Raw genomic sequence first — 26,628 nt, 5'->3', positions numbered from 1 at the left:
GTCAGATCCCTCCACCGCGGGGTCGGCCCGCATCTGTAAAGCCCCCGGTCGAGCCGTGGCCGTCGGCGCCGCGCAGCGACCCCGGCAAGGAGTCGACCTCGACGAACCGGGCACGCTCGACTTTCTGGATCACCAGCTGTGCGATTCGGTCACCGCGCCGGAACTCGACCGTGGTGTGTGGGTCGAGGTTGACCAGAACGACCTGGATCTCGCCGCGGTAGCCGGCGTCGACGGTGCCCGGCGCGTTGACGATCGACACGCCGAGCCTGGCCGCGAGGCCGGAACGCGGGTGCACGAAGGCGGCGTATCCGGCGGGCAGAGCGAGCGCGACGCCGGTCGGCACCACCCCGCGTTCTCCCGGGGCGAGCGTGACGTCGACCGTCGTCACGAGGTCGGCGCCGGCGTCCCCCGGGTGGGCGTAGGCCGGAATCGTCACGTCGGGGTCGAGACGCCGGATCAACACCGGGACGTCGTCCGTGCTGGTCACGGTGCCCGACCCTACTCGCAATCCCGGGCGCTCGCGGTGGGAGGCTAGCCGACGTGAACGCGCCATCGGACCACGCCTCGGACCACCCCTCGGACCACCCCTCGGACCACCCTGCGGATCACCCCGTGGGCCCCGCGCGGACCGAACCGGCCTACGCCGAACGCTGGTGGGTGCCGGCGTCGTGGTGGGCGTTCGCGGCGGTGATGGTGGCTTCGCTGTGGTTCGCCGCCGAGCACGCGATGGGCGGTCCCGGTCACGTGGTCGGCGCGGTGGCGGCGGCACTGTGCGGTGTGGGCCTCGGCTACCTCGGCAGCACGCGGGTCCTCGTCGACGGCACCGGGCTCTCGGTGGGCGGGGCGCGGGCACCGCGGGCGACGATCGGCTCGGTGCTCGCCCTGACGACCGGGCAGGCCCGGGCCCTGCGGGGCCCGGCGGCCGACGCGACCGCCCGGATGTTCCTGCGTCCCTACATCTCCCGCGGCGTACGGGTGGAGATCACCGACCCGACCGACCCCACGCCGTACTGGTACGTCGCGAGCCGTCACCCGGAGCGGCTGGCCGCCGCCCTGGAGCGGTCTCGGGCCACCTGGCCCGACACCGACTGAGGAGCCACGCGGACCCCGGTTCGCCCGGGACCGGGGCCGCCCGCGGTCTCCCAACACGCCGCCCCGCCCGGCGCCCCGGGAACTCGCGCGAGCACGCGCACGACGTGCCAGACTCGACCAAAACAGGGAGGTTTCCACGTGACAAGGTCGAAACTCGGATGGACCGTCGTGCGGAGTGTCAGCACTCTGGCCGCGGTCGCCGTGACCCGCAAAGCCGTCGACACCAGCTGGCGCTACGTCACCGGCAACGAGCCCCCCTCGGACCCGGAGGACCCCGACCTGACCTGGAAGGAAGCGGTCACCTGGGCGCTGGCCAGCGGGATGGGGATCGCCATCGCCCGGCTGCTGGCGACCCGGCAGGCCGCCAAGCTGTGGCAGCGCTGGACGGGTGAGCTGCCGCCGTCGAAGTAGCGCCGAACACCGGCGAGGTGTCGCCCGGACACGACGACGCGTCCGGTGGTGAGCCGCCGCACGTGGCGGTCGCTCACCCCCGGACGCGTAGGTCTGTGTTTCCCCGTCCAGCCCTGCCCGGATCTGCTGCCCGGCCGTGTAGCTACCGGCTGTGTCGCTGCCAGGCCGTGTTCGACCGCCCGGCTGTGTTGCTGTTCGGACCTGTCCAGCGGACCCTAGGCGGCGCAGTCCCGGCAGATCGGCCCGCCGTTCTTCTCGAACGCGAGCTGACTGCGGTGGTGCACCAGGAAGCAGCTCGAACAGGTGAACTCGTCCGCCTGGCGGGGCAGCACCCGCACGGAGAGTTCCTCGTTGGAAAGGTCGGCGCCCGGGAGCTCGAACGTCTCGGCCACCTCGGCCTCGTCGACGTCGACCTTCCCGGAGTTCTTGTCCATGCGCCGCGCCTTGAGCTCCTCGATGCTGTCCTCGGAAAGCTCCTCGTCCGTCTTGCGTGGCGCGTCGTAATCGGTGGCCATCGTCCTCTTCCCCCTGGCTCAGCGGGTCTTGCGGTGTGCACGTCTTTGTGCGCTGTGTGTAACGGGACCCTCGGTCTGCGGCCCTCGGGCAGCGGGTCCGGACTGCTTATCGAGCACCTAACGCTCGGCGGGCTCAACTTGTGCCCGATCCGGGCGCAGATTCTGCCTCACCCCGCTCCGGTCCGGAGGCACCTGAACCAGGTGTCGTCGATCTGGTCGTCGAAGGCACGGTCTCACCCGCCGTTCGACATGCGCGGCGCCCGGATCCTACCCCGGGTCGATGACAAACCGTCCCCGAGGATGACCTGGTTTACCACGAACGCCTGAAAGTGTGTTCCTTGTGCTTGAACTCGTAGGTGTCACCAAGCGGTACGGCGACCGCGTCGCCGTCGATGATCTCTCCTTGTCGGTGCGGCCCGGTCAGATGTTCGGCTTCGTCGGGACCAACGGTGCGGGCAAGACCACGACGATGCGCATCCTGATGGGTGTCCTGGAACAGGACGCCGGACAGGTCCGCTGGAACGGCCGTCCCGCCGACGCCGACGCCCGGCGAAGCTTCGGGTACATGCCCGAGGAGCGGGGGCTCTACCCGAAGATGCGGATCCGCGAACAACTCGTCTACCTCGCCAAGCTGCGCGGCACACCCCGCGACGTGGCGGCCGGCGCGGTCGAGGAGCTGCTGGCGGAGTTCGGCCTGGCCGACCGGGCCGGTGACCGGGTGGAGGCACTCTCCCTCGGCAACCAGCAGCGGGTACAGCTGGCCGCGGCGCTCGTCCACGACCCGGCGTTCCTGGTGCTGGACGAGCCGTTCTCTGGCCTGGACCCGGTCGGTGTCGACGCGCTGGCGGAGATCCTCGCCCAGCGGGTTCGCCGCGGCGTGGGGGTGCTGTTCTCCTCCCACCAGCTCGACCTGGTCGAACGCCTCTGCGACGCGGTCGGCATCATCGCCGCCGGTCGGATCGTCGCCACCGGCACCGTCGAGCAGCTCCGGACGCAGAACCGCCCGCGCCGCTACCTCGTCGCGGTCGGCGCCGGTCCGGGCTGGACCGCCGGCGTACCGGGAGTCGAGGTGGTCGCCGAGGACCGGCGTGACGGCAGCCTGGCCACGACGGTCGAGCTCGGCTCGGCGGTCGACCCGCAGCACCTGCTCGACGTCGCCCGCGCGGCCGGCCCGGTGCACGAGTTCCGGCCGCTCATCCCCAGCCTGGTCGACCTCTTCCGGGAGGTCGTCTCCGAGGAGCTTCCGCAGCCCTCCCCCACCGACACCCGCAGCCGCCCGGCCACCCAGGAGATCCCGGCATGAGCGCCCCTCTGTCCCTGTCCGAGGCCACCCGCACGGTGGCCCGTCGCGAGCTGACCGAGCGGCTGCGCGACAAGTCCTTCTGGTTCTCCACCGCGCTCACCCTGGTCATCCTCGGCGTGGTCCTGTTCCTGCCGAAGCTGCTCGGCGGCGACGACACCTACCGCGTCGCCTACGCCGGGCCCGCGGCCGACCAGCTCGCCGCGTCGGTGAGGGCCCAGGCCACCGCACTCGACGCGACCGTCGAGCGCGTCCGCTACCCCGACGAGGCGGCGGCCCGCGCGGCCGTCACCGACGGCAAGCTGGACGCCTACGTGACCGACGGCAAGGTCCTCGTCAAGGAGAAGCTGGACCCGCAGATCGGTGCGGCGATCCAGACCGCCCACCGCGACATCGTCGCCGGGCAGCGGCTGCGCCAGGGCGGCATGGACCCCGGGGCGGTCCGGACCGCCCAGCAGGTCGCACCGCTCGCGGTCGATGCTCTCGACCCGGCCGACCCGAAGGCCGAGATGCGGGGCCAGATCGCGTTCGTCGGCAGCATCGTGCTCTACGGCCAGCTCATCGGCTACTGCATGTGGGTGGCGTTCGGCATCGTGGAGGAGAAGTCGAGCCGGGTAGTGGAGCTCATCCTGTCCGCCATCTCCACCAAGGCGCTGCTGGCCGGCAAGATCCTCGGCATCGGTCTCCTCGGGTTCGCCCAGCTGGCCGTGATCGCGGCGTTCGGCCTCACCCTGGGCAACGCCACCGGGATGCTGAACGTCACCGCCGACCTGGTGATCCCCGTCGGCTACGTCATGTTGTGGTTCGTGCTCGGCTACGGCTTCTACAGCTCGGTGTTCGCCGCGAGCGCGGCCAGGGTGTCCCGCCAGGAGGAGCTGCAGAACGTCATCGCCCCGGCCAGCATGGCCATCATGGTGTCGTTCTTCGCCACCTTCTACGTCAACGCCAACCCCGACGCGCCGGTCTCCCGGGTGCTCTCGATCGTGCCGCCGTTCTCGGCGCTGTGTGCCCCCGTGCGGATGGCGCGGGGTGACGCCCCGATGTGGGAGATCGGGCTGGCGCTGGCCCTGATGCTGGCGGCGATCGGCGCGCTGGTCGTGGCGGGCGCGCGGATCTACGAGGGAGCGATCCTGCGGATGGGCGCCAAGATCTCCCTGCTGGACGCGTGGCGTGGTGCCAGGAAGGGCTCCACACCGGCCGCCGTCGAGGCCGCCAACTGACCCGAACGACGACACGGTACGACGACACGGCCCCCGCACGAAACTCGTGCGGGGGCCGTCCTGCGTTCGCTGCTCCGCGACTACCCGAGCTGCCTTACTTGCCGGCGGGCTTCAGGTCGCCGGACAACATCAACATGATGGTGAAGTTGTCGGCGTACGGGGAGTTCTGCAGCAGCGGGTCGCTGTCGGCCGGCCACTTGTCGACCCGGTCACCCTCCAGGCACGGGTTGTTGCCGTACCGCTCGAACAGCGGCACGATCGGCAGCAGCTCGTTGAACACCACCGCCGCCTTGGCGACGTTGCGCTTCTGCTCGGCCTCGTCCAGGCCCTGCGCGGCCGAGAGCACGACCTCCTGCAGGTCGACCTGGCCGTACGCCTTGGTCTTCTGCTTCAGCTCGAAGCCCATCCCCTTGCCGCCCTGGTTGGCGGCGATCGGGATGTTGTGCGTGAACAGGTCGGCGACGAAGGCGAAGTGCGGGTGCGGCTGGGAGGACGTTCCCCAGCCCTGGATCGCCAGCTCGAAGTTGCCCTTGTCCACGTCGATCGGCTGCTGGGTGAAGGTGACCCCGCGGCCGGTGACCTTGATCCCGAACTGCGACAGCTGCTTGGCGGCGTTCTCACCGGCCGCCGACCAGTCGGCGAACTCCGCCGGGAACGTGATCTCGTAGGCCGCCGGCTTGCCGTCCGGCTTCATCCAGGAGTTGCCCTGCTTCTTCCAGCCGGCCTGGGTGAGCAGGTCGGCCGCCTTCTTCGGGTCCAGCTCGTACGTGTCGAGCTTGCCCTGCTCGGCGTCGCTCAGCCAGTCCGGAACCTGGTTGTCGGAGAAGCCGGTCATGAACTTCACGCCCTTGCCGGAGTCACCGAGGGCGAAGGTGCCGTTGTCGTTGCGGTTGATCGCGTGCGCGAACGCCTGGCGGACGCGCGCGTCCTTGAACTCCGGAAGCTTGGCCATGTTGAAGAAGATCGCCGGGCCGGAGTAGACCGGCGGACGGATGATCCGCAGGCCCTTCTTGATCATCTGCTTCTCGGTCGCGACCGGGAAACCGTGGGTGGCGTAGTCGACCTGCTTGCCGACCACCAGCGGGGTGATGGTGGGCACCTCGCCGTTGTAGAGCACGACCCGGTCGAACAGCACCTTGTCCGTGGCGTAGCCCTTGTCCTTCTTGACCAGGGTCAGCTGGGCGTTGGTGATGCTGTTGAAGTCGAACGTGAACGGGCCGCTGGTGATGAACTCCTTGGCGGGGTTCTTCGGGCGGTAGCCCTGCAGGTCCTCGTTCAGCTTCTTGCCCTCGGGGCTGTCGAGGTCCTTGCCGCCACCGAACAGGTCCTGCGCGCGCTTGGCGAACTTGCCGTACGTCGCGTCGGAGAAGATCGCCTGCCGGATGGCGTACCGCTCCAGCACCGTCGACGGCTTCTTCATCGAGAAGACCACGGTCTGGTCGTCGGTGGCCTTCACGTCGTCGATCAGGTCCCACTCGACCTGGCGCATGATCCGCCGGCACCAGAACGTCGTCACGACGTCCTTGCTGGTGATCGGCTTGCCGTCACTCCACGAAAGGCCCTGGCGGACGTGGTAGGTGAACGTCTTCGCCTTGCCGTCGAACTCCCACTTCTCCGCCAGCATGGGCTCCCACTTCTTCTCCGCCCAGCGGTACATGCCGCCGGGGAGAAGAATGAGGTCCTGGTAGGGCGTGCCACCCATGATCGAGTCGGTCACACCGCTCATCAGGTTGAAGTGGCCCTTCGGCGGCACGGAGTACGGATAGGCGCCGTGGAACTCCCCGCCCTTGCCACCGCCGCCGCCGGCGGCTCCACCGCCGCCGCCACCGCCCCCTCCGTTGCCGCTGTGCTGGCCGCCACACGCGGACAGCACCGCGGCGCTCGCGGCACCGAGGCCGAAGATCTCGAGCACCCGTCGCCGGGAAAGCTGGGGCCCGAACGGGCCTGGTGTTGCGTTCATCAGGTTCCTCCCCATCAAGGGATCAGTGCCGCGCTAGGAGGGTTCTGCCTAGCGATTCTTCAGACGTACGAGCACGAAGACCAACGCCGCGAACACCAGCCCCATGACGAGCATGAAGCAGGTGATCACGAACTGTGCCGTGCCGGGCTCGACGATCAGCAACAGCAGCCCGGAGAAGACGACGATGAACGCCGCCACCCGAAACGCCGTGAGCCCGGCTCCGGGGCCGATCATGCCGCCGGGACCCCACCGGCCGCCGCGCCACCGGCCGCCGCCTTGGCCGCGGTGCGCGCCGCCCGCTTGCGCCGCGCGAGGTCGGGGTCGGCCTCGGGCACGGCCTCCAGGAGCGCCTTGGTGTAGGCGTCCTGGGGGTTGTCGATCACCTGCAGGGTCGGGCCGTACTCGACGATCTTCCCCTCGTGCATCACCGCGATGTCGCCTTCGGCGCCGAAGTACTTCGCCATCGCCAGGTCGTGGGTGATGAACAGGAAGCCGACGCCGAGCTCGGTACGCAGCTTGGTGAGCATGCCGAGCAGCTCGATCCGGATGGACACGTCGAGCATCGAGGTCGCCTCGTCCGCGATGATCAACCGCGGCTCGAGAGTCAGCGCCCGGGCGACCGCCACCCGCTGGCGCTGCCCACCCGACATCTGGTGGGGAAACTTCGGCAGGAACGTCTCGGCCGGGTTGAGGCCCACCTGCGCGAGGAGTTCGGACACCCGCTCGCGCGCCTGGGACCTGCTCTTCACCAGGCCGTGCCGGCGAAGCGGCGCCGACAGCGTGGTGAAGACGTCCTGGATCGGGTTCAGCGAGGCGTACGGGTCCTGGTGGACGTACTGCACCGCACGCCGGAAGCGCTTGAACCGGCTCTTGTCCGGGCGCCGCTGCCCGAGGATGTCCTCCCCCTCGAACCGCACCACGCCCTCGGACGGACGCAGCAGCCCGGAGGCGATCTTCGCCGTGGTGCTCTTGCCCGAGCCGCTCTGCCCGACCAGGCACAGCACCTCGCCCACCCCGAGCCGCAGGGTCACGTCGTCGACAGCCCGCACCTCGCCACGGCGGGTGCTGAACACCTGCGTGATGCCGTCGAGTTCCAGCAGCGGGCCGGACGTCGCCGCGTCAGCCATTGCTCGGCACCTCCTTGCGTTCCTCGGTCACCGTGGGCACTGCGTTGATCAGGCTCTTGGTGTACTCGTGCTGGGGGCGGTAGAAGATGTCGCGGACGTCGCCCATCTCGACGATCTTGCCGTCGTACATCGTGGCCACCCGGGTGGCCAGCTCGGCGGCCACCGCGAGGTCGTGCGAGACGAAGATCATCGCGAAGTCCAGCCGCTCGTGCAGCTCGTGGATCAGGTCGACGATCGCCCGCTGAGTGAGGATGTCCAGCGCCGTGGTCGGCTCGTCCAGGATGAGCATCTGCGGCCGCAGCAGCATCGCCATCGCGATCAGCACCCGCTGCCGCATACCGCCGGACAGCTCGTGCGGGTAGGACTTCAGCACCCGGTCGGGGTCGAGGTCGACGTCGCGCAGGACCTGTTCGGCCCGCTCGTACGCCGTCCGCTTCGACATCGACCGGTCGTGCGCCCGAACGGTGTCGAGCATCTGGTCCCAGACCTTCAGCACCGGGTTGAAGGAGTTCATCGCGCCCTGGAAGACCATGGCGGCCTCGGACCACCGGAACTTCCGCAACTGCTGCTTGTCGAGCTTGAGCAGGTCGACCGTCGAGCCGTCCCGGCGCCGGTAGGTCACCGACCCCGACGGGATCGAGCCCAGCTTCGGCAGCAGCCGCAGCAGGCCGAGGCCCAGGGTGGTCTTCCCGCAGCCGCTCTCCCCGATCAGCGCGATGCTCTCGCCCGGGTACAGGTCGAAGCTCACGCCGTCCACGGCACGGTGGGCCGGGTCGTTCACGCCCTGCCCGGTCTTGTACTCGACCACGAGGTCGCGCACGGACAGGACCGGCTCGCCCGTGGGGTTCGTGTTCGAACCCTCGACTACGCCTTCTCCCACAGCGTCCTCCTAGTTGTGCCGCAGTCGGGGGTTCAGGATTTCCTCGAAGGACCTCGCCATCGTCACGAGCGAGAGCTGGAGGATGCAGATCGACAGCACCGGACCGAGGATGTAGCCGAGGCTGCCGTCGAAGAAGATGGCGCCGCGGGTCCAGGCGAAGTTGATCATGATGCCCCAGTTGTCGCCCTGCATGGGCGCCAGACCGAGGAGGTACAGACCGGCCATCGCGTAGATGGCGTTGGTCATGCCGATGACGAAGTTCATCAGGATGAAGCTCGCCATGTTGGGCAGGATCTCCCGGATCACGATCCGGCCCGTGCCGAGGTCGAGCAGCCTCGCCGCCTCGATGTACTCCCGCTGCTTGAGCGAGAACACCTGGGCGCGCACGGCGCGCAGCAACCCCGGCCAGCCGAGCACACCGAGGATGACCGCCAGCGTGATCGAGTCGCCCACGCGGTAGAACGCCGCCAGTACGGCGAGCAGGATGATGCTCGGCACCGTCAGCACGATGTCGGTGGCCGTCACGATGATCGAGTCGACCCGCCCGCCGAGGTAGGCGGCCAGCGCGCCGAACACCACGGCGATCACGGTGGAGATCAGCGCGGCGAGGAAGCCGACCAGGATGACCGCCCGGCCGCCGTCGATGACCTGGATCAGCACGTCCCGGCCCTCGGAGTCGAAGCCGAACGGGTGGCTCCAGCTCGCCGGGCCGTAGATGAGGTTGGTGTTGGTCGGCAGGTCGTTCGGGGTGAACATCGGGCCGATCAGGCAGATGAGAACCATCAGCGCGAACACGCAGAAGCCGAGGAAGCCGGTCTTGCTGCGCATCAGCTGGCGTACGAAGGTGCGGAACGCGCCCGTGCCCTGCCCCTCCGGTGCCGGGGCCTGGGCCGGCTGCATCGTCCCGGTGTCGACGATCTGGGTCACGGTCAGCCCTCCTTGCTGGTGATGCGGATCCGCGGGTCGACCCGGCTGTAGAGCAGGTCGGCGACGAGGTTGGCCAGCACCACGGAGATGGTGACGATCAGCAGGATGCCCTGCAGGACGGGGTAGTCACGACGCTGGACCGCCTCGTAGAGCAGGAACCCGATGCCTTGGTACTGCGTCACCTGCTCGACCAGGATCGAGCCGCCGACGACGAAACCGAGGGAAAGGACGAAGCTGGTGAACAACGGCAGCATGGCGTTGCGGCCGACGTACTGCACCTGGATCCGGCGGTCGGTGAGCCCCCGCGCCCGGGCGACCGTCACGTAGTCCTCGCCGAGGGTCTCCACCGTCGACGACTTCATCACCAGCATCCATCCACCGAGCGAGGTGAGCACGTAGACGAACATCGGCAGGGCCGCGTGGTAGAAGGCGTCGGAGAGGAAGTACAGGCTGAACTCCGGGTGCACGCCCGGCGAGTAGGCACCGCGCATGGTCGCGATCGGCAGCCACTCCAGCTGGACGCCGAAGAAGACGATGATCATCATCGCCAGCAGGAAGTTGGGGATGGAGTGCGTGATCGAGGCGACCAGCGTCATCGCGTGGTCGAAGATTCCGCCGCGCCGGTAGGCCATCGCCATGCCGATGCCGATGCCGAGCACGAAGCTGATGATCAGCGCGATGCCGACGCTGAACAGCGTCCACGGCAGGTAGGCGCCGATCTGGGAGGTCACCGAGGAACCCGGCGAGAGCAGCGAGGTGCCCAGGTCACCCTGGACCAGGCCACCGAGGTAGTGGAGGTACTGCATGAACTTCGACTCGTTCGGGTCGAAGGAGAACAGGCCGGCCGCGGCGTTGGCGGCCTCCTGGTAGCTCATGCCGTACTGCGCGATCTGCTGGTTGATGTAGACGTCCACCGGGTTGCCCGGCAGCAGCCGCACCAGGAAGAAGATGGCGGTCGCGACGACGTAGATCGTCAGGAACGCCTTGACGACCCGCCCCACGACGTACCTGGTCGTGGACGATCTCCGGCCGGCCGGTTTCGAGCCCTTCTCCGGCTCGTCCGTCTCCAGGCTTTCGGTCGCAGCCACCTTCACCTCCCGGCTTCTCCCCATCACCGGCACGACCGGCGGCCTCCGCGCACAAAGCGCGTTCGTTCCGACACCGTCGACACAGGGATGCGTGGTTCACAAAGTGCTCCCCGCACGGATTCGCACCGGGAACGTTGACTGACCCGGAACGTATACCTTCACCGGGGCGGAACGGAACCACATCAGGCAAGTTGTAACCCGATTTTGTTGCGGAAATCTGCACACTCCCGGCTATGTCCATCCGGTTTCGCGCATCGTTGCGTCGCGTATGTCCGATTTTGTGGTGATTCTCGGCCGGAGAGAGGCTGTCCGGGGCGCCGCCCGTCGGGAGACTCCACCGGCGTTCACACATCGTCGGTTGTGTACGAATCGGCGGGACGGCCCGCGGTGTCGTTACGGCGTTTGCCGTGAACGTTTGCGGATCGGTTTTCCGGCCGACTCCGGAAAGCGTTCGGACAATTACCGAGTGCACTCGACCGTGCATTCTTCTCGGTCGAATGTGATGTTTACCGCATTCGCGCTTCGAGACTCCGAACGGCCGGAAACCAACGGCCGCGATCGCGGTGAACGGCATCGGTTCCGGACCAGGGTCTGTCCTGCGGATCATGGCCGGTTCGCGTGCCCCCGCATCCCGCCCGGCTGCGTTGCCGTCGTCGCGCGTAGACCGTCGCTACGCGACTCCTCCTCCGCCTTGCCGCGCGGGCGCGGATGACCCGCTCACTACTCGACCCTGATCCGAAGGACAGTCCCTAGGACTCACCGGGCCCGAGGTCGGCGCCGGCGGACACCACCTGACTGCCCACGACGCCGGATCCATGGGCCACCACCAGCGACCGGAGCTCGTCGAAGACGCCCGGGGCGGCGGCGATCGCCAGCCGGCGGCTCGCGGGCTCGCCGGGCAGGCCGCCGACCCGGGCGCCGGCCTCCCGGGCCACCAGCAGGCCGGCCGACCAGTCCCACGGATGCAGGCCGGTCTCGTAGTAGGCGTCGAGACGGCCGCAGGCGACCGAGCACAGGTCCAGGGCCGCCGAACCGATCCGGCGTACGTCGCGCACCCGGGGCAGAACGTGCCGCAGCAGCTCGGCCTGCCGGGCGCGCAGACCCGAGTCGTACCAGAACCCGGTGCCGACCAGCGCGCGGCCGAGCTCGGGCACGGAGTTGGTCCGCACCGGGTCGTCGTTCAGCCAGGCGCCGGCGCCTCGCACCGCCGTCCACAACTCTTCAGCCGGCGGACAGAACACGGCACCGGCCACTACCTCGCCGGCCACCTCCGCGGCGATGCTGACGGCGTACGCCGGCAGGCCGTACAGGTAGTTGACGGTGCCGTCGAGCGGGTCGACCAGCCACCTGACCCCGGACTCGCCGGGGACGCTGCCGCCCTCCTCGCCGAGGATCGTGTCGTCCGGGCGTGCGGCGCGGAGCCGGTCGCGGATCAGCGCCTCCGACGCGGTGTCCATCGCGGTCACGATGTCGGTCGGCGTCGACTTGGTGTGGTCGACACTCACCTCGTCGGTCAGCCGCCGCGCGCGAAGCAGCTCGCCCGCCTCGCGGGCCGTCCGCACCGCGAGGTCGAGCAGCGCCGTCGGATCGACGCCTTCCGTGCTGGTGCTCACACCAGCTCCGGGCGTTCCCAGCCCGCGCCCTCGACGTGCCAGGAGAGGAACGCGAACACCGTGGAGTACCACACCTTCGCGTGGTTCGGCGAGAGCACCCAGTGGTTCTCGTCGGGGAAGTAGAGGAACCGGTGCGGCAGCGCGGCGGGGTCCCCGTCGTGCAGGCGGTTGAGCTCCCACCACAGCCGCAGCCCCTCCCCGATCGGCACGCGGTAGTCGCGGTCACCGTGGATCACCAGCATCGGCGTGGTGATCTGCTCCGCGGACAGGTGCGGGGAGTTGGCGAGGGCGCGCTCGGGAGTGAGCTCGCGGAACCAGTACGACGCCACGTCGGTGGTCGGGCCGAACTGGTCCAGCGCCCACAGGCTGGCATGCGTCACGATCGCCTTGAACCGGTCGGTGTGCCCGGCCACCCAGTTGGCCATGTAGCCGCCGAACGAGCCGCCCATCGCGGCCGTGCGGTCGGCGTCGATCTCGGGCACCTCGAGGGCCGCGTCGGTCACCGCCATCAGGTCGGTGAACGGCTCGGCGCCCCAACGCCCCCAGCCCCGCTCGACGAACTCCTGTCCGTATCCGGTGGACAGCGCCGGGTCGGGCAGCAGGACGGCGTAGCCGCGGGCGGCCATCAGCCAGGGGTTCCACCGCCAGCTCCAGGTGTTCCACGACGACAGCGGACCACCATGGATCCACAGCAGCAGCGGCGCCGGTTGCTCCGCGGACGCACCGTCGGGCAGCACCAGCCAGGCCCGCAGGTCCGAGCCGTCCTCGGCGGTCGCGGTCACCTCGGTGAGCCGTCCCGGCAGCGCGGGAGTCGCCTCCGGCCCCCGCAGTCGCTCCGCCTCCTGGTCGACGGCGTCCACCGCGAGCCGGACGATCGACGGCGGCGCGTCCACGGCGTTGCGAAGCGCGTAGAGGGACCGGCCGTCGGGTGCCGGCTCCAGCGCGGCGTAGGCGCCGGACGCGGTGAGCCGGCGCACGCAGCCGGTGGCGACGTCGACGGCGAAGACCGGGCAGTGGCCGCGTTCGTCCGCGGTGAAGTAGATGGTGTGCCCATCCGGGGACCAGCGGGGCTCGTGCGGCCACAGGTCGAGCTCGGGAGTGAGGTCCCGCTGCTCGCCGCCGTTGGCCGGAACCAGCCACAACGTGACGTCTGGCGCGGCGTCGGTGGTGCTGCGGCGCTCGCGAGTACACACCACCCAGCGGCCGTCCGGGGAGATCTGGGGCGACTCGTGGTCGTGGTCGGGGTCACTGGCCAGCACCCGGCGCTCGCCGGTTGCGGTGTCGATCGCCACCAGGTCGACGCGGTGGTCGCCATGGCGGGTCGCGACCTTCCACGTGCTGACGACGGTGCTCCCGTCCGCGCTGACGTCGGCCGCCCCCTCGTCGAGGGCGCGGCCGGGCTCGGGGCTGAGGTCGCGCGGGCGCGGGTGGCCCTCGTCGACGTCGAACGGGTCGGCGGCGAACAGGCGGAGCTCGTCCGGCCCGAGGTCGTGGTCCCAGTAACGAACGGGATAGCCCTCGTGCAGGATCGCCGACACCGACGCGTCGGTGCGGGCCTTGCGGCGCTCGCGGTCGTCGTCGGCGGTCTTGGTGCCGGGAAGCGTGGGGGCGGTGAACACGAGCGTCCCGGCGTCGCGGGCCACCATCACCCCGCCGACGCCACCCGGCCGGCCCACCACCCGGCGGGCCTCGCCGCCTCCGGCGGGCAGCATCCACAGGGCGGGTTTGTCCGCGTCGTTCCCTTCGCCGGTGGACACTTCCCGAGAGGTGGTGCCGTTGGTGTCGGCGGGCTCGTCGGAGTCGCCGGAACGCATGGACTCCGGCGGCTCCGGCCACTCCTCGTGCGGACGCTTGGAGACGAACAACAACGAGCCGTCGGGCAGGAACGCCGCGCCGGCCTCGCCGGTGGTGCCGCGGGTGAGCCGCCGCGCCGGGCGGGCACCGGAAGGGTCGACCTGCCACAACGACGTGACGTACTTCTTGCGGTCGGGTGAGAGCTGCTGGGCGGCGGCCACCAGTCGGCTGCCGTCGGGCGACAGCCAGAGACCGGCGAGCCGGCGCAACGCTACGTAGTGGTCCAGATCATGGAAAGGGGTCGCCGTCTCCGCAGTCATGTGGATCAGCCTAGAGGTGAGCGCCCTCATGGAGCACGATGATCTTCGTTCCCCGCCTCAGTCGGCGCCTCAGTCGGCGCCGCACACCGCCGGACGGTCGCCGCGCAGGTTGCGGCAGCACCCGGCCGGACAGTTGCCCCAGATCGGCCCCAGCGAGCCGGTCAGCTCCGCCGGCCCGACGTCGCCGGCCGCGGCCGGGGCGGCACCCTCGCCGCGCTCGCCGTGTTCGTCACCTTCGTCCGCGGTGACCCGCTCCCGGACGAGGTCGCCGGCCATGCGGACGAACCTCGGGTCGATCCCCGGCGTGGCCACGCGGGTGAAGGCCAGCCCGAGCCGATCGGCGGTGGCCCGGGCCTCGGTGTCCAGGTCGTACAGCACTTCCATGTGGTCGGAGACGAAGCCGATCGGCACCACCGCGACGCCCCGCACGCCCTGGTCGGCCAGCGCCGCCAGGTGGTCGTTGACGTCCGGCTCCAGCCACGGCTGGCTCGGCGGGCCGGACCGGCTGCAGTAGACGAGATCCCAGCCGGCGTCCCGCCCGGTCCGGGCGGCCACCTCGCGGGCCACCGTCGCCGCGACGTCACGGTGTTCGGCGACGTACCGGCCACCCTCGGGACCGCTGGCGTCGTTCATCGCCTCGGGGACCGAGTGGGTGACGAAGACCATCCGCGACCCGGCCGGAAGCCTTTCCAGCGCGGCGGCCGTCTCGTCCACGAAGGGCGCGACGAAACCGGGACGGTTGAAGTAGTGCGGCAGCCGGACGAGCTCCGGTGCGCCCTCGCCCACCTCGGCCAGGGCGTCGGCGAGGTTCTCGCGATACTGCCGGCAGCCGGAGTAGGAGGAGTACGCACTGGTGAACAGACAGGCGGCCCGCCGGACGCCGGCGTCGCGCATCCGCGCCAGCGTGTCGGGCAGGTAGGGGTCCCAGTTGCGGTTTCCCCAGTAGACCGGGAGGTTCGGCCCGTTGAGCCGTAGGTCCTCCTCCAGCTCGGCCTTCAGCGCCCGGCACTGGTCGTTGATCGGGCTGCGGCCGCCGAACAGGAAGTAGTGCTGGCCCACCTCGGCGAGGCGTTCACGAGGAATGCCCCGCCCCCGGGTGACGTTCTCGAGGAATGGCACCACGTCGTCCGGTTCTTCCGGTCCGCCGAACGAGACCAACAGGACGGCATCGATCGGGGCGGCTCGCATGTTCCCGATATTCGCAGGTGCCCTGTCGGTGGTGCTCGTTAGGGTGAGCGGTGCGGTTCCCCGGGCTCGCCGCCGCAGTTCGCGCGGCACGTGAGACACCGCACCACGACGTTCCGACCCCCCGTCCGACCCTCTCCCCACCGTGAGCTGCCCTGCCATGTTCAGCCCGTACCGCACCATCCTCGGCCTTCCCGGAAGCCTCGCCTTCTCCCTCACCGGCTGGTTCGCCCGGCTTCCGCTGTCGATGGTCGGCCTCGGCCTGGTCCTGCTCGTGTCGGCCACCACCGGCTCCTACGGCCTGGCCGGCACGATCTCCGCGTCCTACGTCATCGCGGCGGCGGTGCTCGCTCCGGTGCAGGCCCGCCTGGTCGACCGCCACGGGCAGCACCTCGTCCTTCCCCTGATCGCGGCGGTCAACGCGGTCGCGCTGGGCGGGCTGATCGTGACCGTACGCGCCGGCGTGGCGTACCCGCTCCCCCAGGCACTGGCGGCCGTCGCCGGTGCTTCCGGACCGTTGGTCGGTTCCTACGTCCGTGCCCGGTGGACCCACCTGCTCGAGGGCAAGCCGGAGTTGCACACGGCGTTCGCGCTGGAGGCCCTGCTGGACGAGGTCGTCTTCATGGTCGGCCCGCCGCTGGTGACCCTGCTGGCCACCACGGTGAGCCCGGTCGCCGGACTGCTGACGGCCGTCGTCGCAGGCGTGGTCGGCGCCTGCCTGCTGGCCGCGCAGCGGCGTACGCAACCACCGGTCCATCACCCCGGCAGCGGCCAGCAGGTGAAGCCGCCGCTCGGCTGGCCGGTGCTCGGCCCGGTCGTGGTCGCGTGCGCCGGTCTCGGCGCGCTGTTCGGCAGCGCCGAGGTTGTGGTCGTCGCGGTCGCCTCCGACGCCGGCCACCGGTCCGCGTCCGGTCTGCTGCTCGCCGGCTGGGCCACCGGAAGCATGCTGTCCGCGCTGGCACTCGGCGCGATGCGGCTGCGGATGCCGCCGATGAAGCGGTTCCGGCTCGGTTCGGCGGCGATCGCCGCGACGATGCTCCCGCTGCCGTTCATCGGTCATCTCGGCGTGCTCGGCGTCGTGCTCTTCCTTGCCGGCTTCGCGATCTCGCCCACACTGGTGTCGAGTATGGCGGTCGTCCAGCGCACGGTCCCGGCCGCCCGGCTCAACGAGGGCATGGCCTGGACCACGACCGGCATGGCCGCGGGCGTTGCCGTCGGCGCCGCCGTCGCGGGTCAGGTCGTGGACGCCGCGGGTGGCCGCGCGGGCTTCTACGTCCCCCTCACCGCGGGAGTCGTCACCGTGCTCGTCGCGTTCGCAGCCCGGTCGCCGCGGCGACGTGCGCCCGCCGAGGTCGCCGAACCCGTCGAACTGACCGCGACGTGACGTCGGCCCGGCCGCGTTCATGGCGGCGGCGTCAAGGACCTCGGGGCGCGGGACAGACGTTAGGCTCTGACCGAAGGCGTCTCCCCCGAGACCACGGATCAGTCGAACCGCCTCGGGTGTCTCCGGCGCGGTGCCTGGCATCGTCCTCCCGGTACGCGAGAGACTGATCAGGGCTCGACATGTGGGGAGGCACACCGTGCGCGACGTCAGGCTGGTACACCTCAGCGACGACGGCACCCATCTGCTCCTGACTCACGAGGGCTCGGGGGAGGAGTTCGCACTCAAGATCGACGACCGGCTCCGCGGAGCCGTCGTGAGTGACCGGGCACGACAGGGGTCGGCACCGCTGGAGAAGCAGAGCCGGCTCCGGCCCAAGGAGATCCAGGCTCGGCTGCGTGCCGGTGAGTCGTCGGAGACCGTCGCCGCGGCTGCCGAGGTGCCGATCGAGCGGATCCTTCGCTATGCCGGACCCGTGCTGGCCGAACGCGAGTACACCGCCGGCCAGGCCCGGCGCTGCGCGCTTCGCCGTAACGGCCGCGAGGGCCCGGCGCAGATCCTCGACGAGGCGGTCGGCAGCCGGCTCGATGCGCTCGGCGTCGGCCGCGACCACGCCACCTGGGACGCCTGGCGCACTCCCGAGGGGCGCTGGGCGGTCTCGGTCACCTTCGCGTTCGAGGGCGAAGAGCACCGCGCGATGTTCAGCTACGACCCGCTCGGCCGGGTCGTCGTCACCTCCGACGCCAAGGCACGCGCCCTGGTCGGTGAGGCGCCGATGGACAGCATCGTCCCTCCGCCCGCCGCACCGGCGACACCCGCGGCCGAGCCGCTGTCGCGTGACGCCCACCGGCTCCGGCTCGCTCCCCCACCTGCCGATGCCGTGCCGGAGACCGAGGACACGGTCGACCTCTCGCACAGCATCGGCCGCCAGTTCGCCGCGGGCCAGGGCCCTCGCGGGGTGCCGGCGCCGGGTCCGCGTGACACCGGCAGGGCGAACGATCCCGACGACCTCGCCCCCGACGAGGTGCCCGATCTGAACGAAGCACCCGAGACCGAGCGGACGGCGTCGCCGACACCGGCGGACGAGATCCCGGCGCCCTCCGCACCGGAGGAGAAGACCCGCGCCTCTTTTCCCGAGCCGTCTGCCGAACCGGAGGTCGCCGCGGAGCCGGAGGTGGCCGCCCAGGACGAGCCCGCCGCCGAGAGCACGCCTGCCGATGACGAGAAGGAACAGGCCTCTCCCGAGCAGCCCGCCCGTCGCCGGGCCGCGGAGGCCCGGCGACGCCGGGCACGCGCCGCCGGCGGCAAGGGCAGGGGACGGAGCGCGGTTCCCAGCTGGGACGACATCCTGTTCGGCGGCGGCCGCGGTTCGGAGTAGTTGTCTCCGCCGGCCGGGCGCTTCGTCCGGCACGGCCTGGTTCGTCCCTCGCCGTTGCTGGACATCGTGTCCGGATGCTGGACGCGATGTTCGGCCCGGCCGGAAGGCTGGCAGACTTCCGGACATGCGTTCTGGCGTCCTGCACCGCTGTTGTTGTTGCTGCTGACCTCATCCGGTCCCGCGGCCTGCCGCCGCAGCATCAACCAGCTCTTCGAGGACGCCCGCGATGGATTTCGCTGCCTGGACTCGCACCCTTTTCGACCGCGGCCTGCGTGTCGTGCCGCCGAGCCACCCCGCCCCGGTGCGGCTGTGGGCACTGCTGCCGGCCGGCGGGCTGCTGCACTTCCGCTGCCACGGCACGACCGTGGACCTCGAGCGGTACGCCGAGGGTGACTTCCTGTTCGCCGACCCCGCCCCTCGCTGCGACTGCGGCTGCGGCGAGCACCTGCCTGCCCCACAAGCGCCACCCCGGCTGGTGTTGCGTACGCACACGCAACCTGCCGACGGCGTGCGCTACGACGGCGCGGCCGAGCAGGGCTGGCGCGGCTTCGAGGCCGGGCTGCTGACCGTCGACGCGGCCGCGGAGGTGTTCAACCGGCTGGTCACCGACCTCCTCCCCGGCCTCGCGCCCGCAGCCGGCTCGTCCGCCGGGTCGCCCGAGGTCTGGCGGTCAGCCCCGGTCCGGGCCGGTGGCCACCGGCCGTTGGCGGTCGGACACCCAGTCTGACCAGGAGCCGACGTACAACCCGGCCCGTACGCCGGCCAACTCCAGGGCGAGCACCTGCTGCGCCGCACTCACCCCGGAACCGCAGTAGGTGCCCACGCCGGATCCGCCGTCCGCACCGGCCGCAGCATCGCCGTCCTCGGGGCCGACCCCCAGCGCCGCGAACCGCTTCCGCAGGCGGGCAGCGTCCAGGAACCGGCCGTCGGCGTCGAGGTTCGCCGCGGTGGGGGCGCTCAGCGCACCGGGGATGTGCCCGCCCACCGGGTCGACGGGTTCGGTCTCACCGCGGTAGCGCTCGCCTGCCCGGGCGTCGAGGAGCAGGCCGGACCGGGCGAGCCGGGCCGCGCCGTCCACGTCGAGGACCGGCATGCCACCCGGCTGGGCAGCGAAGTCGCCGACCGCCGGGACCGGCCCCGGCTCCCCCGTCTCCACCGGCTGCCCGGCCCGCTCCCAGGCGGCGAACCCGCCGTCGAGCACCCGGACCGAGCGGTGGCCGAAGTACCGCAGGCACCACCACGCGCGCGCGGCGCCGAACCCGTCGGGCGCGCCGTAGACCACCACGTCGGTGTCGGTGTGTACGCCGAGGGCACGCATGGCCCCGGCAAAGTCCTCAGCGGACGGCAGGGGATGCCGCCCGCCGCCGGAGGGATCGGCAGGTCCGGACAGCACGGTGTCGAAGTCGACGTACCTCGCACCGGGCACGTGCCCGGTCCGGTAGACCTCCAGCGCAGGTGAGCCGGCGAGCGTCCACCGGACGTCGAGGACGACGGGCGGCCGGCCACTGGCCAGCCAGGTGGCCAGGTCCGGCACGGAGAGGATCGGGCTCATGGCGGCCAGTCTCCCAGGCGGCGGACCGGTGATCGACTGGTGCCCGGCGATCTGAGAGGCTGAGTCGCCCGGCTGCCACCGAGCGCCGGCCGCCGAGGAGGTTCGATGCCGACGTCCGCGTTCCCCGGCCCACCGGGTTCCGGCGAAGGTGCCGGTCCGGTCGCGCCGCGCCGGCTGCGTCCCGGTGACCGAGCCGTTGTCGTGGCGCCGTCCGGCCCACTGGTGCCGGAGTATCTCGAGAAGGGTGTGGCGGTCCTGCGGTCCTGGGGCCTGGAGGTGGAGGTCGCACCGCACGCCCGCGACCGGCATCCCACCTTCGACTACCTCGCCGGCACCGACGCCGACCGGGCCGGGGACTTGACCAGGGCATGGTGCGACCCGGACGTGGCGGCGATCTTCTGCGCCCGCGGTGGGTACGGCGCGCTTCGCATCCTCGACCTGATCGACTGGACCGCGATCGCCGCCGCCCCGCCGAAGGTGTTCACCGGCTCCAGCGACGTCACCGCGCTGCACCAGGTGATCGGCTCCCGGCTCGGCACACCCACGGTGTTCGGGGCGATGATGGGCACCGCGTCGTTCGTGGACGACCCGGCGGCCCAGGAGAACCTCCGCCGGCTGCTGTTCGAGCCGGACGCGGGCCTGGTGATGTCCGGGCCACTGGCGCAGACGATGGTGCCCGGATGGGCACGTGGGCGCACCGTCGGCGGCAACCTCAGCCTGGTGGTGTCCGGACGCGGAGTTCCCGACGTCGCCCCGCCACCGCCGGGGTCGATCGTCCTGCTCGAGGACGTCACCGAGGAGCCGTACCGCATCGACCACTTCGTGACGCACCTGCTGCGCGCCGGGTACTTCGAGGGCGTGGCCGGGATCGCGCTGGGATCGTGGGTGGAGTGCGGCGACCTCGAGACGGTCCGGGCGCTCCTGGCGGACCGGCTGGGCGGGCTCGGCGTACCCATCATCTGGGAGCTCGGGTTCGGGCACTGCCCGGCACAGCTCGCGGTGCCGCTCGGCGTGGAGGTGGAGCTGGTCGCCGACCCCGACGCGGGGGTGGCGCAGCTGAGGCTCGGCGAGACGATCGGCTGAGGTGCCGCAGGCCGGGCAGGCGTCCCGGCGAGAACGCAGCAGGGTGAGGACGAGGCGAACGTGAGCGAGGGATCGAACGTGACCGGAACCGACGAGGCGTACTCCCACACCAACCCCGAGACCAACCCCGACGCCGGCGACGCCGCCCGCAGCGCGGCCGAAGGAACGCCGGCCCACCGTCCCGAGGAGGGGGTGGAGGACCTCTGTGCGCGGCTGATCCGGTTCGACACCACCAACCGCGGACCCGGGGACTCGGTGGGCGAACGCGAGGCCGCCGAGTACGTCGCCGGTGTGCTCACCGACGCGGGCCTGTCCCCGACGCTGCTGGAGTCCGCGCCCCGGCGGGCCAACGTCGTGGTCCGCATCCCCGGCACCGACCCGGCCGCGGAGGCGGTGCTGGTGCACGCCCACCTCGACGTCGTGCCCGCCGATCCGAGCGAGTGGTCGGTGCATCCGTTCTCCGGTGAGATCCGCGACGGCCTGGTGTGGGGCCGCGGGGCGGTCGACATGAAGGACATGTGCGCGATGGTGCTCGCGGTGCTGCGCTCCTGGTCGGCGGCGGGCCTGCGGCCCCGGCGCGACATCGTGGTGGCGTTCGTCGCCGACGAAGAGGCGCACGGCGACTACGGCGCGAGCTGGCTGGTCGACGAGCACCCGGAGCTGTTCTCCGGTTGCGCGATCGGGATCAGCGAGTCCGGCGGGCACTCCTTCGACGTGGACGGCGTACGCCTGTATCCGGTGGCCGCCGCCGAGCGCGGCACCATCCACCTCCGGCTCACCGCGCGCGGGCGGGCCGGTCACGGCTCCCGGCCCAACCCCGACAACGCCGTCGTCCGGCTGGCGCACGCGCTGGCCCGGATCGCAGCGTACGAGTGGCCGGTCCGGCTCACCCCGACCGTGCAGGCGTTCCTCGAACGCACCGGCGCGGCACTCGGCGTCGAGGTCGACCTGACCGACGTGGACGCCACCATCGACCGGCTGGGCAAGGCCGGGGCGCTCGCCACGGCGACCGTCCGGGCGACCGCGACCCCGACGATGCTGGACGCCGGCTACAAGATCAACGTCATCCCCGGCACCGCGCACGCCAACATCGACGGCCGCGCGCTCCCGGGCACCGAGCAGGAGTTCCTGGACACCATCGACAAGCTCCTCGGCCCCCACGTCGAACGGGAGACCCTGGACTACACCGAGGCGGTGTCCGCGCCGATCGACTCGCCGTGGTTCGAGGCGATGGCCGCGGCGTTGCGTACGCAGGACCCGGACGCGGTGGTGGTGCCTTACTGCATGGGCGGTGGGACCGACGCCAAGTCGTTCGCCCGGCTCGGCATCGCGGGCTACGGCTTCTCACCGCTGCGGCTGCCGCCCGACTTCCCGCTCCGGGGGTTGGCGCACGGGGTGGACGAGCGGGTGCCGGTGGACGGGCTGCGGTTCGGCGCGCGGGTGCTGGACCACTTCCTGCGTACGGTGTGAGATCGGCCGGTCGGCGCGGGCGCCTCAGGCGGACGCGCCGAACGGAAGGACGTCCGGCGACGGGGATCCGGCTCCCGCGGCGTGCGCGGTGACCCGGCGGCGGTGGTGGCGCCGGCACAGGACCTCGTACCCGATCTCCAGGGTGGCGCCCTCGTCGGTGTCGCCGACCACGACCTGTGCTCCCTCGGTGACCATGACGCCGCCCACCGTCCGGGCGTTGTGGGTGCCGCGCCGGCCGCACCAGCACAGGGCCTGCACCTGCAGGGCCTCGACCCGGTCGGCGAGCTCGACCAGCCGCTGGCTGCCCTCGAACAGCCTGGTGCGGAAGTCGGTGAGGATGCCGAACGCGTAGACCTCGACGCTCAGCTCGTCCACGATCCGGCCGAGCTGCTCGACCTGCGCGCCGGAGTAGAACTGCGCCTCGTCGCAGATGAGGTAGTCGATGCGCGCGCCCGCGGTCATCTCGGCGACGACGTACTGCTGGAGGTCGAGGTGCGGGCGTACCTCGACGGCGGGCACGGTGAGCCCCAGCCGGCTGGACAACGTCGCCGCGCCGGCCCGGTCGTGGCAGGTGAACAGCCGTCCGGCGAGGCCGCGCTGGCGGGCGTTGTGGTCCATCTGCAGGGCAAGGGTCGACTTGCCGCAGTCCATGGTTCCGGTGAAGAAGACGAGATCGGCCACGGCGGGCAATCCTCGCCTATCACCCGCGCCGGGTGATCGGCGGGGGCGAGTGATCGTCAGGTCAGTGGGCGACTATCAGCGGGACCAGCATCTCCGCCGCGGTGAGCGAGCCGTGCCAGCCGACCATCAGCGGCTCCATCGGGAAGTCCTTCCTGCACTCCACCGCCAGGTCGTCCAGCGCGGCGATCACCACGTCGCCGATCCGCGGGCGGACGCGGTCCTCCACCTCGCCGAACCACCCCGCCGCGATCGCCTCGTCCCGACCCAGGACGAGCGCCTGGTCGCCGAGGCGTTCGCGCCATGTCGCCATCACCTCGTCGGCGGCGCCCTCGTCGGTGTAGAGGTAGCGCAGCCGCGGGTCTCCCCCGACCATCCGCACCCCGGCGCGCAGCTCCGGCGCGGAGTCGACGTCCACGCGGGCGTCCTGCGGCACGTCCACCATCCCGTGGTCACCGGTGATCAGGAGTACGACGTCGGCGGGAAGCGACGCACGCAGCCGGGCGGCGAAGTGGTCGATCACGGACAGCTGGTGCCGCCACGCCGGAGCGTTCACGCCCCCGCGGTGCCCGGTCCAGTCCAGGTCGCCTTCGTACAGATAGACCAGACTGCGGTCGCCCCGGCGGCTCGCCTCCACCGTGGCCGCCGTGGCCTGACCGGCGCTGTCGGCGGGGGCGAAGTCGCCACCGCGCAGGCCGGCGACCGTGATGCCGGACCCGCGGAACGCCCTGCGGGCCACGGTGGTGACGGCCACCCCGGCCTGGGCTCCGCGTTCGAACGCCGTCTGGTGCGGCTGCCACACCAGCGGCTCCACCGTGGTGTCCCAGCGCAACGTGTTGAGCAGCCGGTCGGTGCCCGGGATCGCCATGGTGTAGCCGACGATGCCGTGTCGGCCCGGCGCGAGGCCGGTGCCCAGGCTCGCCAGGCTGGTGGACGTGGTGGACGGCACACCCACCGTCATCGAGCGCCTGATCCGGCCCTCGCCGGTGAGGAACGGCGCGTCCTCGGCGTGGCGGTGCAGGAGGTGCCGGCCCAACCCGTCGACGAGCAGGACGACGTACCTGTCCGCCGGCGGCAGGCCGAGCAGGTCACGCTCGCCCTCGACTCCGAGGGCGGCGAGGGCGGACGGCACCACGTCGGACAACGCGCCGGCGCCGTAGCGCGGGAGCACCAGGTCCGGCGGGGCCGAGGGAGCCGACGGCGTCGACGGATCCGACCGAGGAGGCGTCCCCGGTCGGCCGCCGCCCTCCGGTGAGGTCATCGAAACTGCGGCGGGCGCCGGGTGAGGACCGACAGCTCCTGCGCGAACCCGAGCAGCCGGCCCACGGCGTCGCCGCCCTCCACCGCCGAGCTCACCCGCACGGTGAGGTCGTCGGAGGAGAACGTGCCGGTGTAGCCGTGGTCGGCCTCGCAGTTGGGGTCGGCGCAGGTGGCGGGCTCCAGGTCCAGCCGGCCCATCGCGCCCCAGCCGATGGTGAGGATCGCCTCGTGCACGGGGCCGCCCGGCTCGTACGCGGCCGGGTTGGCCACCACCCGGCTCACCACGATGGAGCTCACCCGGTCGATGGGCACAGCCTCGGTGGAGGCCGTGGCGTACGGCGTCGGCAGGGTCTCGTCGGCCGGGTGCTCGTCGGTGTGGCCGAGGACCAGCCGGCTCGGGGTGAGGACGAGCACCGTGATGTGCCGGCGGACCTCCTCGGAGTAGAACGTCGGCTCGTGGTGGACGAAGTAGGAGACGACCCGTTCACCGGCCAGGCACGTCTCCAACGCGTCGGCGACGACGTCCGGGTAGTAGCCACTGCGGTCGATGGCCGCGCGCAGCCCCTGCGTCGCGCTCGCGGACTCACTCATGCGGTCATCCTTCCACGCCTGCCTCGAGGGCAGCGTCCTACATGCGGGTCGGCGCGGCAATCCCCAGCAGCGACAGCCCGGTTGCCAGCACCCGGGCGGTCACGTCGCACAGCACGAGGCGGCTGGTCCTGGTCTGCTCGTCCTCCGCGCGCAGCACCGGGCAGCGCTCGTAGAACGTCGTGAACGCCGTCGCCAGCTCGAAGAGGTACCCCGCGATCCGGTGCAGCTCCACCTCCTCGACCGCCTTGTGCAGCACACCCTCGAACTCCGTGAGCCGCAACGCCAGGGCGTGCTCGGCCGGGTCGGCGAGCACCACCTTGGCACCGGCCAGGCTCGCCGGGTCGATCTCGCCGCGCCGGAACACGGAGTGGATCCGGGCGTGGGCGTACTGGAGGTACGGCGCGGTGTTGCCGTCGAAGGACAGCATCCGGTCCCAGTCGAAGACGTAGTCCTTCACCCGGTCGTTGGACAGGTCGGCGTACTTCATCGCGCCGATGCCCACGATCTGGGCGACCTCCGCCTGCTCCTCCGCCGACAGGTGAGGCGCCTTCTCCCCCACCACGGCCGCGGCCCGGCGGACCGCCTCCTCGATCAGGTCGATCAGCTTGACCGAGTCGCCGGCCCGGGTGCGCAGCCGCTTGCGGTCCGGCCCGAGCACGATGCCGAAGCCCTGGAACTCCGCCCGCGCGTCGGCGCCGAGCCAGCCGGCCTCCCGGCCTGCCTGGAACACCATCTCGAAGTGCAGGCGTTGCCCGAGGTCGGTGATGTAGACGAGCCGGCGTGCCTTCAGGTCGTGGACGCGGTGGCGCAGGGCGGCCAGGTCGGTGGTGTCGTACCCGAACCCGCCGTCGCTCTTGCGCAGGATCAGCGGCAGCGGCCCGCCGTCGCGTCCGGTGAAGCCCTCGGGGAAGACGCACAGGGCGCCCTCGCTCTCCCGGGCCAGCCCGAGCTGGACGAGCTCGTCGATCACCGGGGCGAGCAGGTCGTTGTAGCTGGACTCCCCCGCGATGTCGGCGGGCGTGAGCAGCACCGACAGCCGGTCGTAGACGGCGGCGAAGTAGCGCTCGGACTCCTCCACCAGCACCCGCCACAGGGCGAGTGTCTCGGCGTCTCCGCCCTGCAGCGCCACCACCCGGCGGCGGGCCCGGTCGGCGAAGCCGGGGTCGGCGTCGAACTTCGCCCGAGCCCCCCGGTAGAACTCGCCGAGGTCCCCGACGGACAACTCCTGTGCCGTCTCACCGGCGCCGAGGTCGAGCATGTGCTCGATCAGCATGCCGAACGGCGTGCCCCAGTCGCCGATGTGGTTCCGGCGTACGACGTCGTGGCCGAGGTGGTTCAGCAGCCTGGACAGCGCGTCGCCGATGATCGTCGACCGCAGGTGCCCGACGTGCATCTCCTTGGCGACGTTCGGGCCGGAGTAGTCGACCAGCACCCGCTCCGGCTCCGGCGCGGTGGCCACGCCCAGCCGCTCGGTGTCGGCGGCCATCTGCTCCACCAGCCCGGACAGCGCCGCGTCGGCGACGGTGAGGTTGACGAACCCGGGTCCGGCGATCTCCGCGCCGGAGACCAGCTCACCGAGATCGGCCCGCTCCAGCACCTGCGCCGCGACCTCGCGCGGGGGGCGGCCCAGCTGCTTGGCCAGGCGGAGCGCGCCGTCGGCCTGGTAGTCGGCACGGTCGGAACGTCGCACCGCCGGGTCGGCGGGCGATCCCGCCACGTCGGCGAAGGCACGGGCCAGCTTCTGCGCGAGCAGCTCGGGAAGGTCGGTCACAACACGTAAGGATCGCACGCCCACCCACGCGA

Annotated in this window: 25 protein-coding genes; 9 read left to right on the top strand and 16 right to left on the bottom strand. The window is 71.3% G+C overall.

Going from position 1 to position 26,628, the window contains the following annotated elements:
- Nucleotide 1: 1 nt before the first annotated feature.
- Complete coding sequence (dut, locus tag ABZV93_RS26965) at nucleotides 2-487, bottom strand: dUTP diphosphatase (protein WP_354941399.1); 486 nt, start codon at nucleotides 485-487, stop codon at nucleotides 2-4.
- A gap of 125 nt (nucleotides 488-612) precedes the next feature.
- Here dut and ABZV93_RS26960 point away from each other — a divergent pair, with 125 nt between their 5' ends.
- On the top strand, nucleotides 613-1,092 hold the full coding sequence (locus ABZV93_RS26960) for a DUF3093 domain-containing protein (RefSeq protein ID WP_354941397.1): 480 nt from the start codon (nucleotides 613-615) through the stop codon (nucleotides 1,090-1,092).
- A 138-nt stretch (nucleotides 1,093-1,230) separates the two neighbouring features.
- Nucleotides 1,231-1,503: a DUF4235 domain-containing protein gene (locus ABZV93_RS26955; protein ID WP_354941395.1), complete on the top strand. Its 273-nt coding sequence runs from the start codon at nucleotides 1,231-1,233 to the stop codon at nucleotides 1,501-1,503.
- 215 nt (nucleotides 1,504-1,718) lie between these two features.
- Here the strand turns inward: ABZV93_RS26955 and ABZV93_RS26950 are convergent, their stop codons facing one another.
- On the bottom strand, nucleotides 1,719-2,018 hold the full coding sequence (locus tag ABZV93_RS26950; RefSeq protein ID WP_092655104.1) for a DUF4193 domain-containing protein: 300 nt from the start codon (nucleotides 2,016-2,018) through the stop codon (nucleotides 1,719-1,721).
- 340 nt (nucleotides 2,019-2,358) lie between these two features.
- Between ABZV93_RS26950 and ABZV93_RS26945 the strand changes: the two genes are divergently transcribed.
- Both ABZV93_RS26945 and ABZV93_RS26940 read left to right on the top strand, forming a co-directional pair.
- On the top strand, nucleotides 2,359-3,321 hold the full coding sequence (locus ABZV93_RS26945; protein WP_354941393.1) for an ATP-binding cassette domain-containing protein: 963 nt from the start codon (nucleotides 2,359-2,361) through the stop codon (nucleotides 3,319-3,321).
- Complete coding sequence (locus tag ABZV93_RS26940; protein WP_354941391.1) at nucleotides 3,318-4,538, top strand: ABC transporter permease; 1,221 nt, start codon at nucleotides 3,318-3,320, stop codon at nucleotides 4,536-4,538. Before ABZV93_RS26945 ends, ABZV93_RS26940 begins: the two co-directional genes overlap by 4 nt.
- A 94-nt stretch (nucleotides 4,539-4,632) precedes the next feature.
- Here the strand turns inward: ABZV93_RS26940 and ABZV93_RS26935 are convergent, their stop codons facing one another.
- The 9 genes from ABZV93_RS26935 to ABZV93_RS26895 all read right to left on the bottom strand — a co-directional run bounded on the left by ABZV93_RS26935 (nucleotide 4,633) and on the right by ABZV93_RS26895 (nucleotide 15,435).
- Nucleotides 4,633-6,498: an ABC transporter substrate-binding protein gene (locus ABZV93_RS26935; RefSeq protein WP_354941389.1), complete on the bottom strand. Its 1,866-nt coding sequence runs from the start codon at nucleotides 6,496-6,498 to the stop codon at nucleotides 4,633-4,635.
- Between the two features lie 48 nt (nucleotides 6,499-6,546).
- Nucleotides 6,547-6,732: a hypothetical protein gene (locus ABZV93_RS26930; RefSeq protein WP_354941387.1), complete on the bottom strand. Its 186-nt coding sequence runs from the start codon at nucleotides 6,730-6,732 to the stop codon at nucleotides 6,547-6,549.
- Nucleotides 6,729-7,625, bottom strand: coding sequence for an ATP-binding cassette domain-containing protein (locus ABZV93_RS26925; protein ID WP_354941385.1), 897 nt, complete (start codon nucleotides 7,623-7,625; stop codon nucleotides 6,729-6,731). The genes ABZV93_RS26930 and ABZV93_RS26925 overlap by 4 nt, the downstream gene beginning before the upstream one ends.
- Nucleotides 7,618-8,505 (bottom strand): ABC transporter ATP-binding protein, encoded by an 888-nt coding sequence (locus ABZV93_RS26920; protein WP_354941383.1) that lies wholly within the window; start codon nucleotides 8,503-8,505, stop codon nucleotides 7,618-7,620. Before ABZV93_RS26920 ends, ABZV93_RS26925 begins: the two co-directional genes overlap by 8 nt.
- 9 nt (nucleotides 8,506-8,514) lie before the next feature.
- Nucleotides 8,515-9,432, bottom strand: coding sequence for an ABC transporter permease (locus ABZV93_RS26915; RefSeq protein WP_354941381.1), 918 nt, complete (start codon nucleotides 9,430-9,432; stop codon nucleotides 8,515-8,517).
- Between the two features lie 2 nt (nucleotides 9,433-9,434).
- Complete coding sequence (locus ABZV93_RS26910; protein ID WP_354941379.1) at nucleotides 9,435-10,520, bottom strand: ABC transporter permease; 1,086 nt, start codon at nucleotides 10,518-10,520, stop codon at nucleotides 9,435-9,437.
- 749 nt (nucleotides 10,521-11,269) lie between these two features.
- The gene (locus ABZV93_RS26905) at nucleotides 11,270-12,133 is read right to left on the bottom strand and encodes an inositol monophosphatase family protein (protein WP_354941377.1); all 864 of its coding nucleotides are present in this window, start codon (nucleotides 12,131-12,133) and stop codon (nucleotides 11,270-11,272) included.
- On the bottom strand, nucleotides 12,130-14,247 hold the full coding sequence (locus tag ABZV93_RS26900) for a prolyl oligopeptidase family serine peptidase (RefSeq protein WP_354941375.1): 2,118 nt from the start codon (nucleotides 14,245-14,247) through the stop codon (nucleotides 12,130-12,132). The genes ABZV93_RS26905 and ABZV93_RS26900 overlap by 4 nt, the downstream gene beginning before the upstream one ends.
- A 69-nt stretch (nucleotides 14,248-14,316) precedes the next feature.
- On the bottom strand, nucleotides 14,317-15,435 hold the full coding sequence (locus ABZV93_RS26895) for a ferrochelatase (RefSeq protein ID WP_354941373.1): 1,119 nt from the start codon (nucleotides 15,433-15,435) through the stop codon (nucleotides 14,317-14,319).
- A 157-nt stretch (nucleotides 15,436-15,592) separates the two neighbouring features.
- Between ABZV93_RS26895 and ABZV93_RS26890 the strand changes: the two genes are divergently transcribed.
- The 3 genes from ABZV93_RS26890 (at nucleotide 15,593) to ABZV93_RS26880 (ending at nucleotide 18,918) form a co-directional block, all read left to right on the top strand.
- Nucleotides 15,593-16,816, top strand: coding sequence for an MFS transporter (locus ABZV93_RS26890; RefSeq protein WP_354941372.1), 1,224 nt, complete (start codon nucleotides 15,593-15,595; stop codon nucleotides 16,814-16,816).
- Between the two features lie 196 nt (nucleotides 16,817-17,012).
- On the top strand, nucleotides 17,013-18,191 hold the full coding sequence (gene sepH / locus ABZV93_RS26885) for a septation protein SepH (RefSeq protein ID WP_354941370.1): 1,179 nt from the start codon (nucleotides 17,013-17,015) through the stop codon (nucleotides 18,189-18,191).
- A 226-nt stretch (nucleotides 18,192-18,417) separates the two neighbouring features.
- Complete coding sequence (locus ABZV93_RS26880; protein ID WP_354941368.1) at nucleotides 18,418-18,918, top strand: hypothetical protein; 501 nt, start codon at nucleotides 18,418-18,420, stop codon at nucleotides 18,916-18,918.
- On the opposite strand, the gene ABZV93_RS26875 is transcribed toward ABZV93_RS26880, so the two are convergent.
- Nucleotides 18,862-19,743, bottom strand: coding sequence for a sulfurtransferase (locus ABZV93_RS26875; protein WP_354941366.1), 882 nt, complete (start codon nucleotides 19,741-19,743; stop codon nucleotides 18,862-18,864). The genes ABZV93_RS26880 and ABZV93_RS26875 overlap by 57 nt on opposite strands.
- A gap of 105 nt (nucleotides 19,744-19,848) precedes the next feature.
- Here ABZV93_RS26875 and ABZV93_RS26870 point away from each other — a divergent pair, with 105 nt between their 5' ends.
- Together ABZV93_RS26870 and ABZV93_RS26865 are read left to right on the top strand one after the other, a co-directional pair.
- Nucleotides 19,849-20,826 (top strand): LD-carboxypeptidase, encoded by a 978-nt coding sequence (locus ABZV93_RS26870; RefSeq protein WP_354941364.1) that lies wholly within the window; start codon nucleotides 19,849-19,851, stop codon nucleotides 20,824-20,826.
- Between the two features lie 60 nt (nucleotides 20,827-20,886).
- Nucleotides 20,887-22,296, top strand: coding sequence for a M20/M25/M40 family metallo-hydrolase (locus ABZV93_RS26865; RefSeq protein WP_354941362.1), 1,410 nt, complete (start codon nucleotides 20,887-20,889; stop codon nucleotides 22,294-22,296).
- 24 nt (nucleotides 22,297-22,320) lie between these two features.
- On the opposite strand, the gene ABZV93_RS26860 is transcribed toward ABZV93_RS26865, so the two are convergent.
- The 4 genes from ABZV93_RS26860 to argS all read right to left on the bottom strand — a co-directional run bounded on the left by ABZV93_RS26860 (nucleotide 22,321) and on the right by argS (nucleotide 26,596).
- Nucleotides 22,321-22,977 (bottom strand): thymidine kinase, encoded by a 657-nt coding sequence (locus tag ABZV93_RS26860; protein ID WP_354941360.1) that lies wholly within the window; start codon nucleotides 22,975-22,977, stop codon nucleotides 22,321-22,323.
- A gap of 61 nt (nucleotides 22,978-23,038) precedes the next feature.
- Entirely contained in the window at nucleotides 23,039-24,235 is a 1,197-nt protein-coding gene (locus ABZV93_RS26855; RefSeq protein WP_354941358.1) for a nucleotide pyrophosphatase/phosphodiesterase family protein, read from the bottom strand.
- Entirely contained in the window at nucleotides 24,232-24,825 is a 594-nt protein-coding gene (locus ABZV93_RS26850) for a DUF5998 family protein (RefSeq protein WP_354941356.1), read from the bottom strand. Before ABZV93_RS26850 ends, ABZV93_RS26855 begins: the two co-directional genes overlap by 4 nt.
- A gap of 37 nt (nucleotides 24,826-24,862) precedes the next feature.
- Complete coding sequence (gene argS, locus ABZV93_RS26845; protein ID WP_354941354.1) at nucleotides 24,863-26,596, bottom strand: arginine--tRNA ligase; 1,734 nt, start codon at nucleotides 26,594-26,596, stop codon at nucleotides 24,863-24,865.
- Between the last annotated feature and the right edge of the window lie 32 nt (nucleotides 26,597-26,628).

This window comes from Actinopolymorpha sp. NPDC004070 (assembly GCF_040610475.1).
Taxonomy (GTDB): Bacteria; Actinomycetota; Actinomycetes; order Propionibacteriales; family Actinopolymorphaceae; genus Actinopolymorpha.
This window is presented reverse-complemented; position numbering and strand designations above follow the sequence as displayed.

Coding starts and splice junctions, on each gene's coding strand:
- ABZV93_RS26850 (WP_354941356.1), bottom strand. CDS start 24,825: ATGAGTGAGTCCGCGAGCGCGACGCAGGGGCTGCGCGCGGCCATCGAC.
- ABZV93_RS26855 (WP_354941358.1), bottom strand. CDS start 24,235: ATGACCTCACCGGAGGGCGGCGGCCGACCGGGGACGCCTCCTCGGTCG.
- ABZV93_RS26950 (WP_092655104.1), bottom strand. CDS start 2,018: ATGGCCACCGATTACGACGCGCCACGCAAGACGGACGAGGAGCTTTCC.
- ABZV93_RS26940 (WP_354941391.1), top strand. CDS start 3,318: ATGAGCGCCCCTCTGTCCCTGTCCGAGGCCACCCGCACGGTGGCCCGT.
- ABZV93_RS26900 (WP_354941375.1), bottom strand. CDS start 14,247: ATGACTGCGGAGACGGCGACCCCTTTCCATGATCTGGACCACTACGTA.
- ABZV93_RS26870 (WP_354941364.1), top strand. CDS start 19,849: ATGCCGACGTCCGCGTTCCCCGGCCCACCGGGTTCCGGCGAAGGTGCC.
- ABZV93_RS26875 (WP_354941366.1), bottom strand. CDS start 19,743: ATGAGCCCGATCCTCTCCGTGCCGGACCTGGCCACCTGGCTGGCCAGT.
- ABZV93_RS26890 (WP_354941372.1), top strand. CDS start 15,593: ATGTTCAGCCCGTACCGCACCATCCTCGGCCTTCCCGGAAGCCTCGCC.
- ABZV93_RS26895 (WP_354941373.1), bottom strand. CDS start 15,435: ATGCGAGCCGCCCCGATCGATGCCGTCCTGTTGGTCTCGTTCGGCGGA.
- ABZV93_RS26930 (WP_354941387.1), bottom strand. CDS start 6,732: ATGATCGGCCCCGGAGCCGGGCTCACGGCGTTTCGGGTGGCGGCGTTC.
- ABZV93_RS26935 (WP_354941389.1), bottom strand. CDS start 6,498: ATGAACGCAACACCAGGCCCGTTCGGGCCCCAGCTTTCCCGGCGACGG.
- ABZV93_RS26880 (WP_354941368.1), top strand. CDS start 18,418: ATGGATTTCGCTGCCTGGACTCGCACCCTTTTCGACCGCGGCCTGCGT.
- ABZV93_RS26925 (WP_354941385.1), bottom strand. CDS start 7,625: ATGGCTGACGCGGCGACGTCCGGCCCGCTGCTGGAACTCGACGGCATC.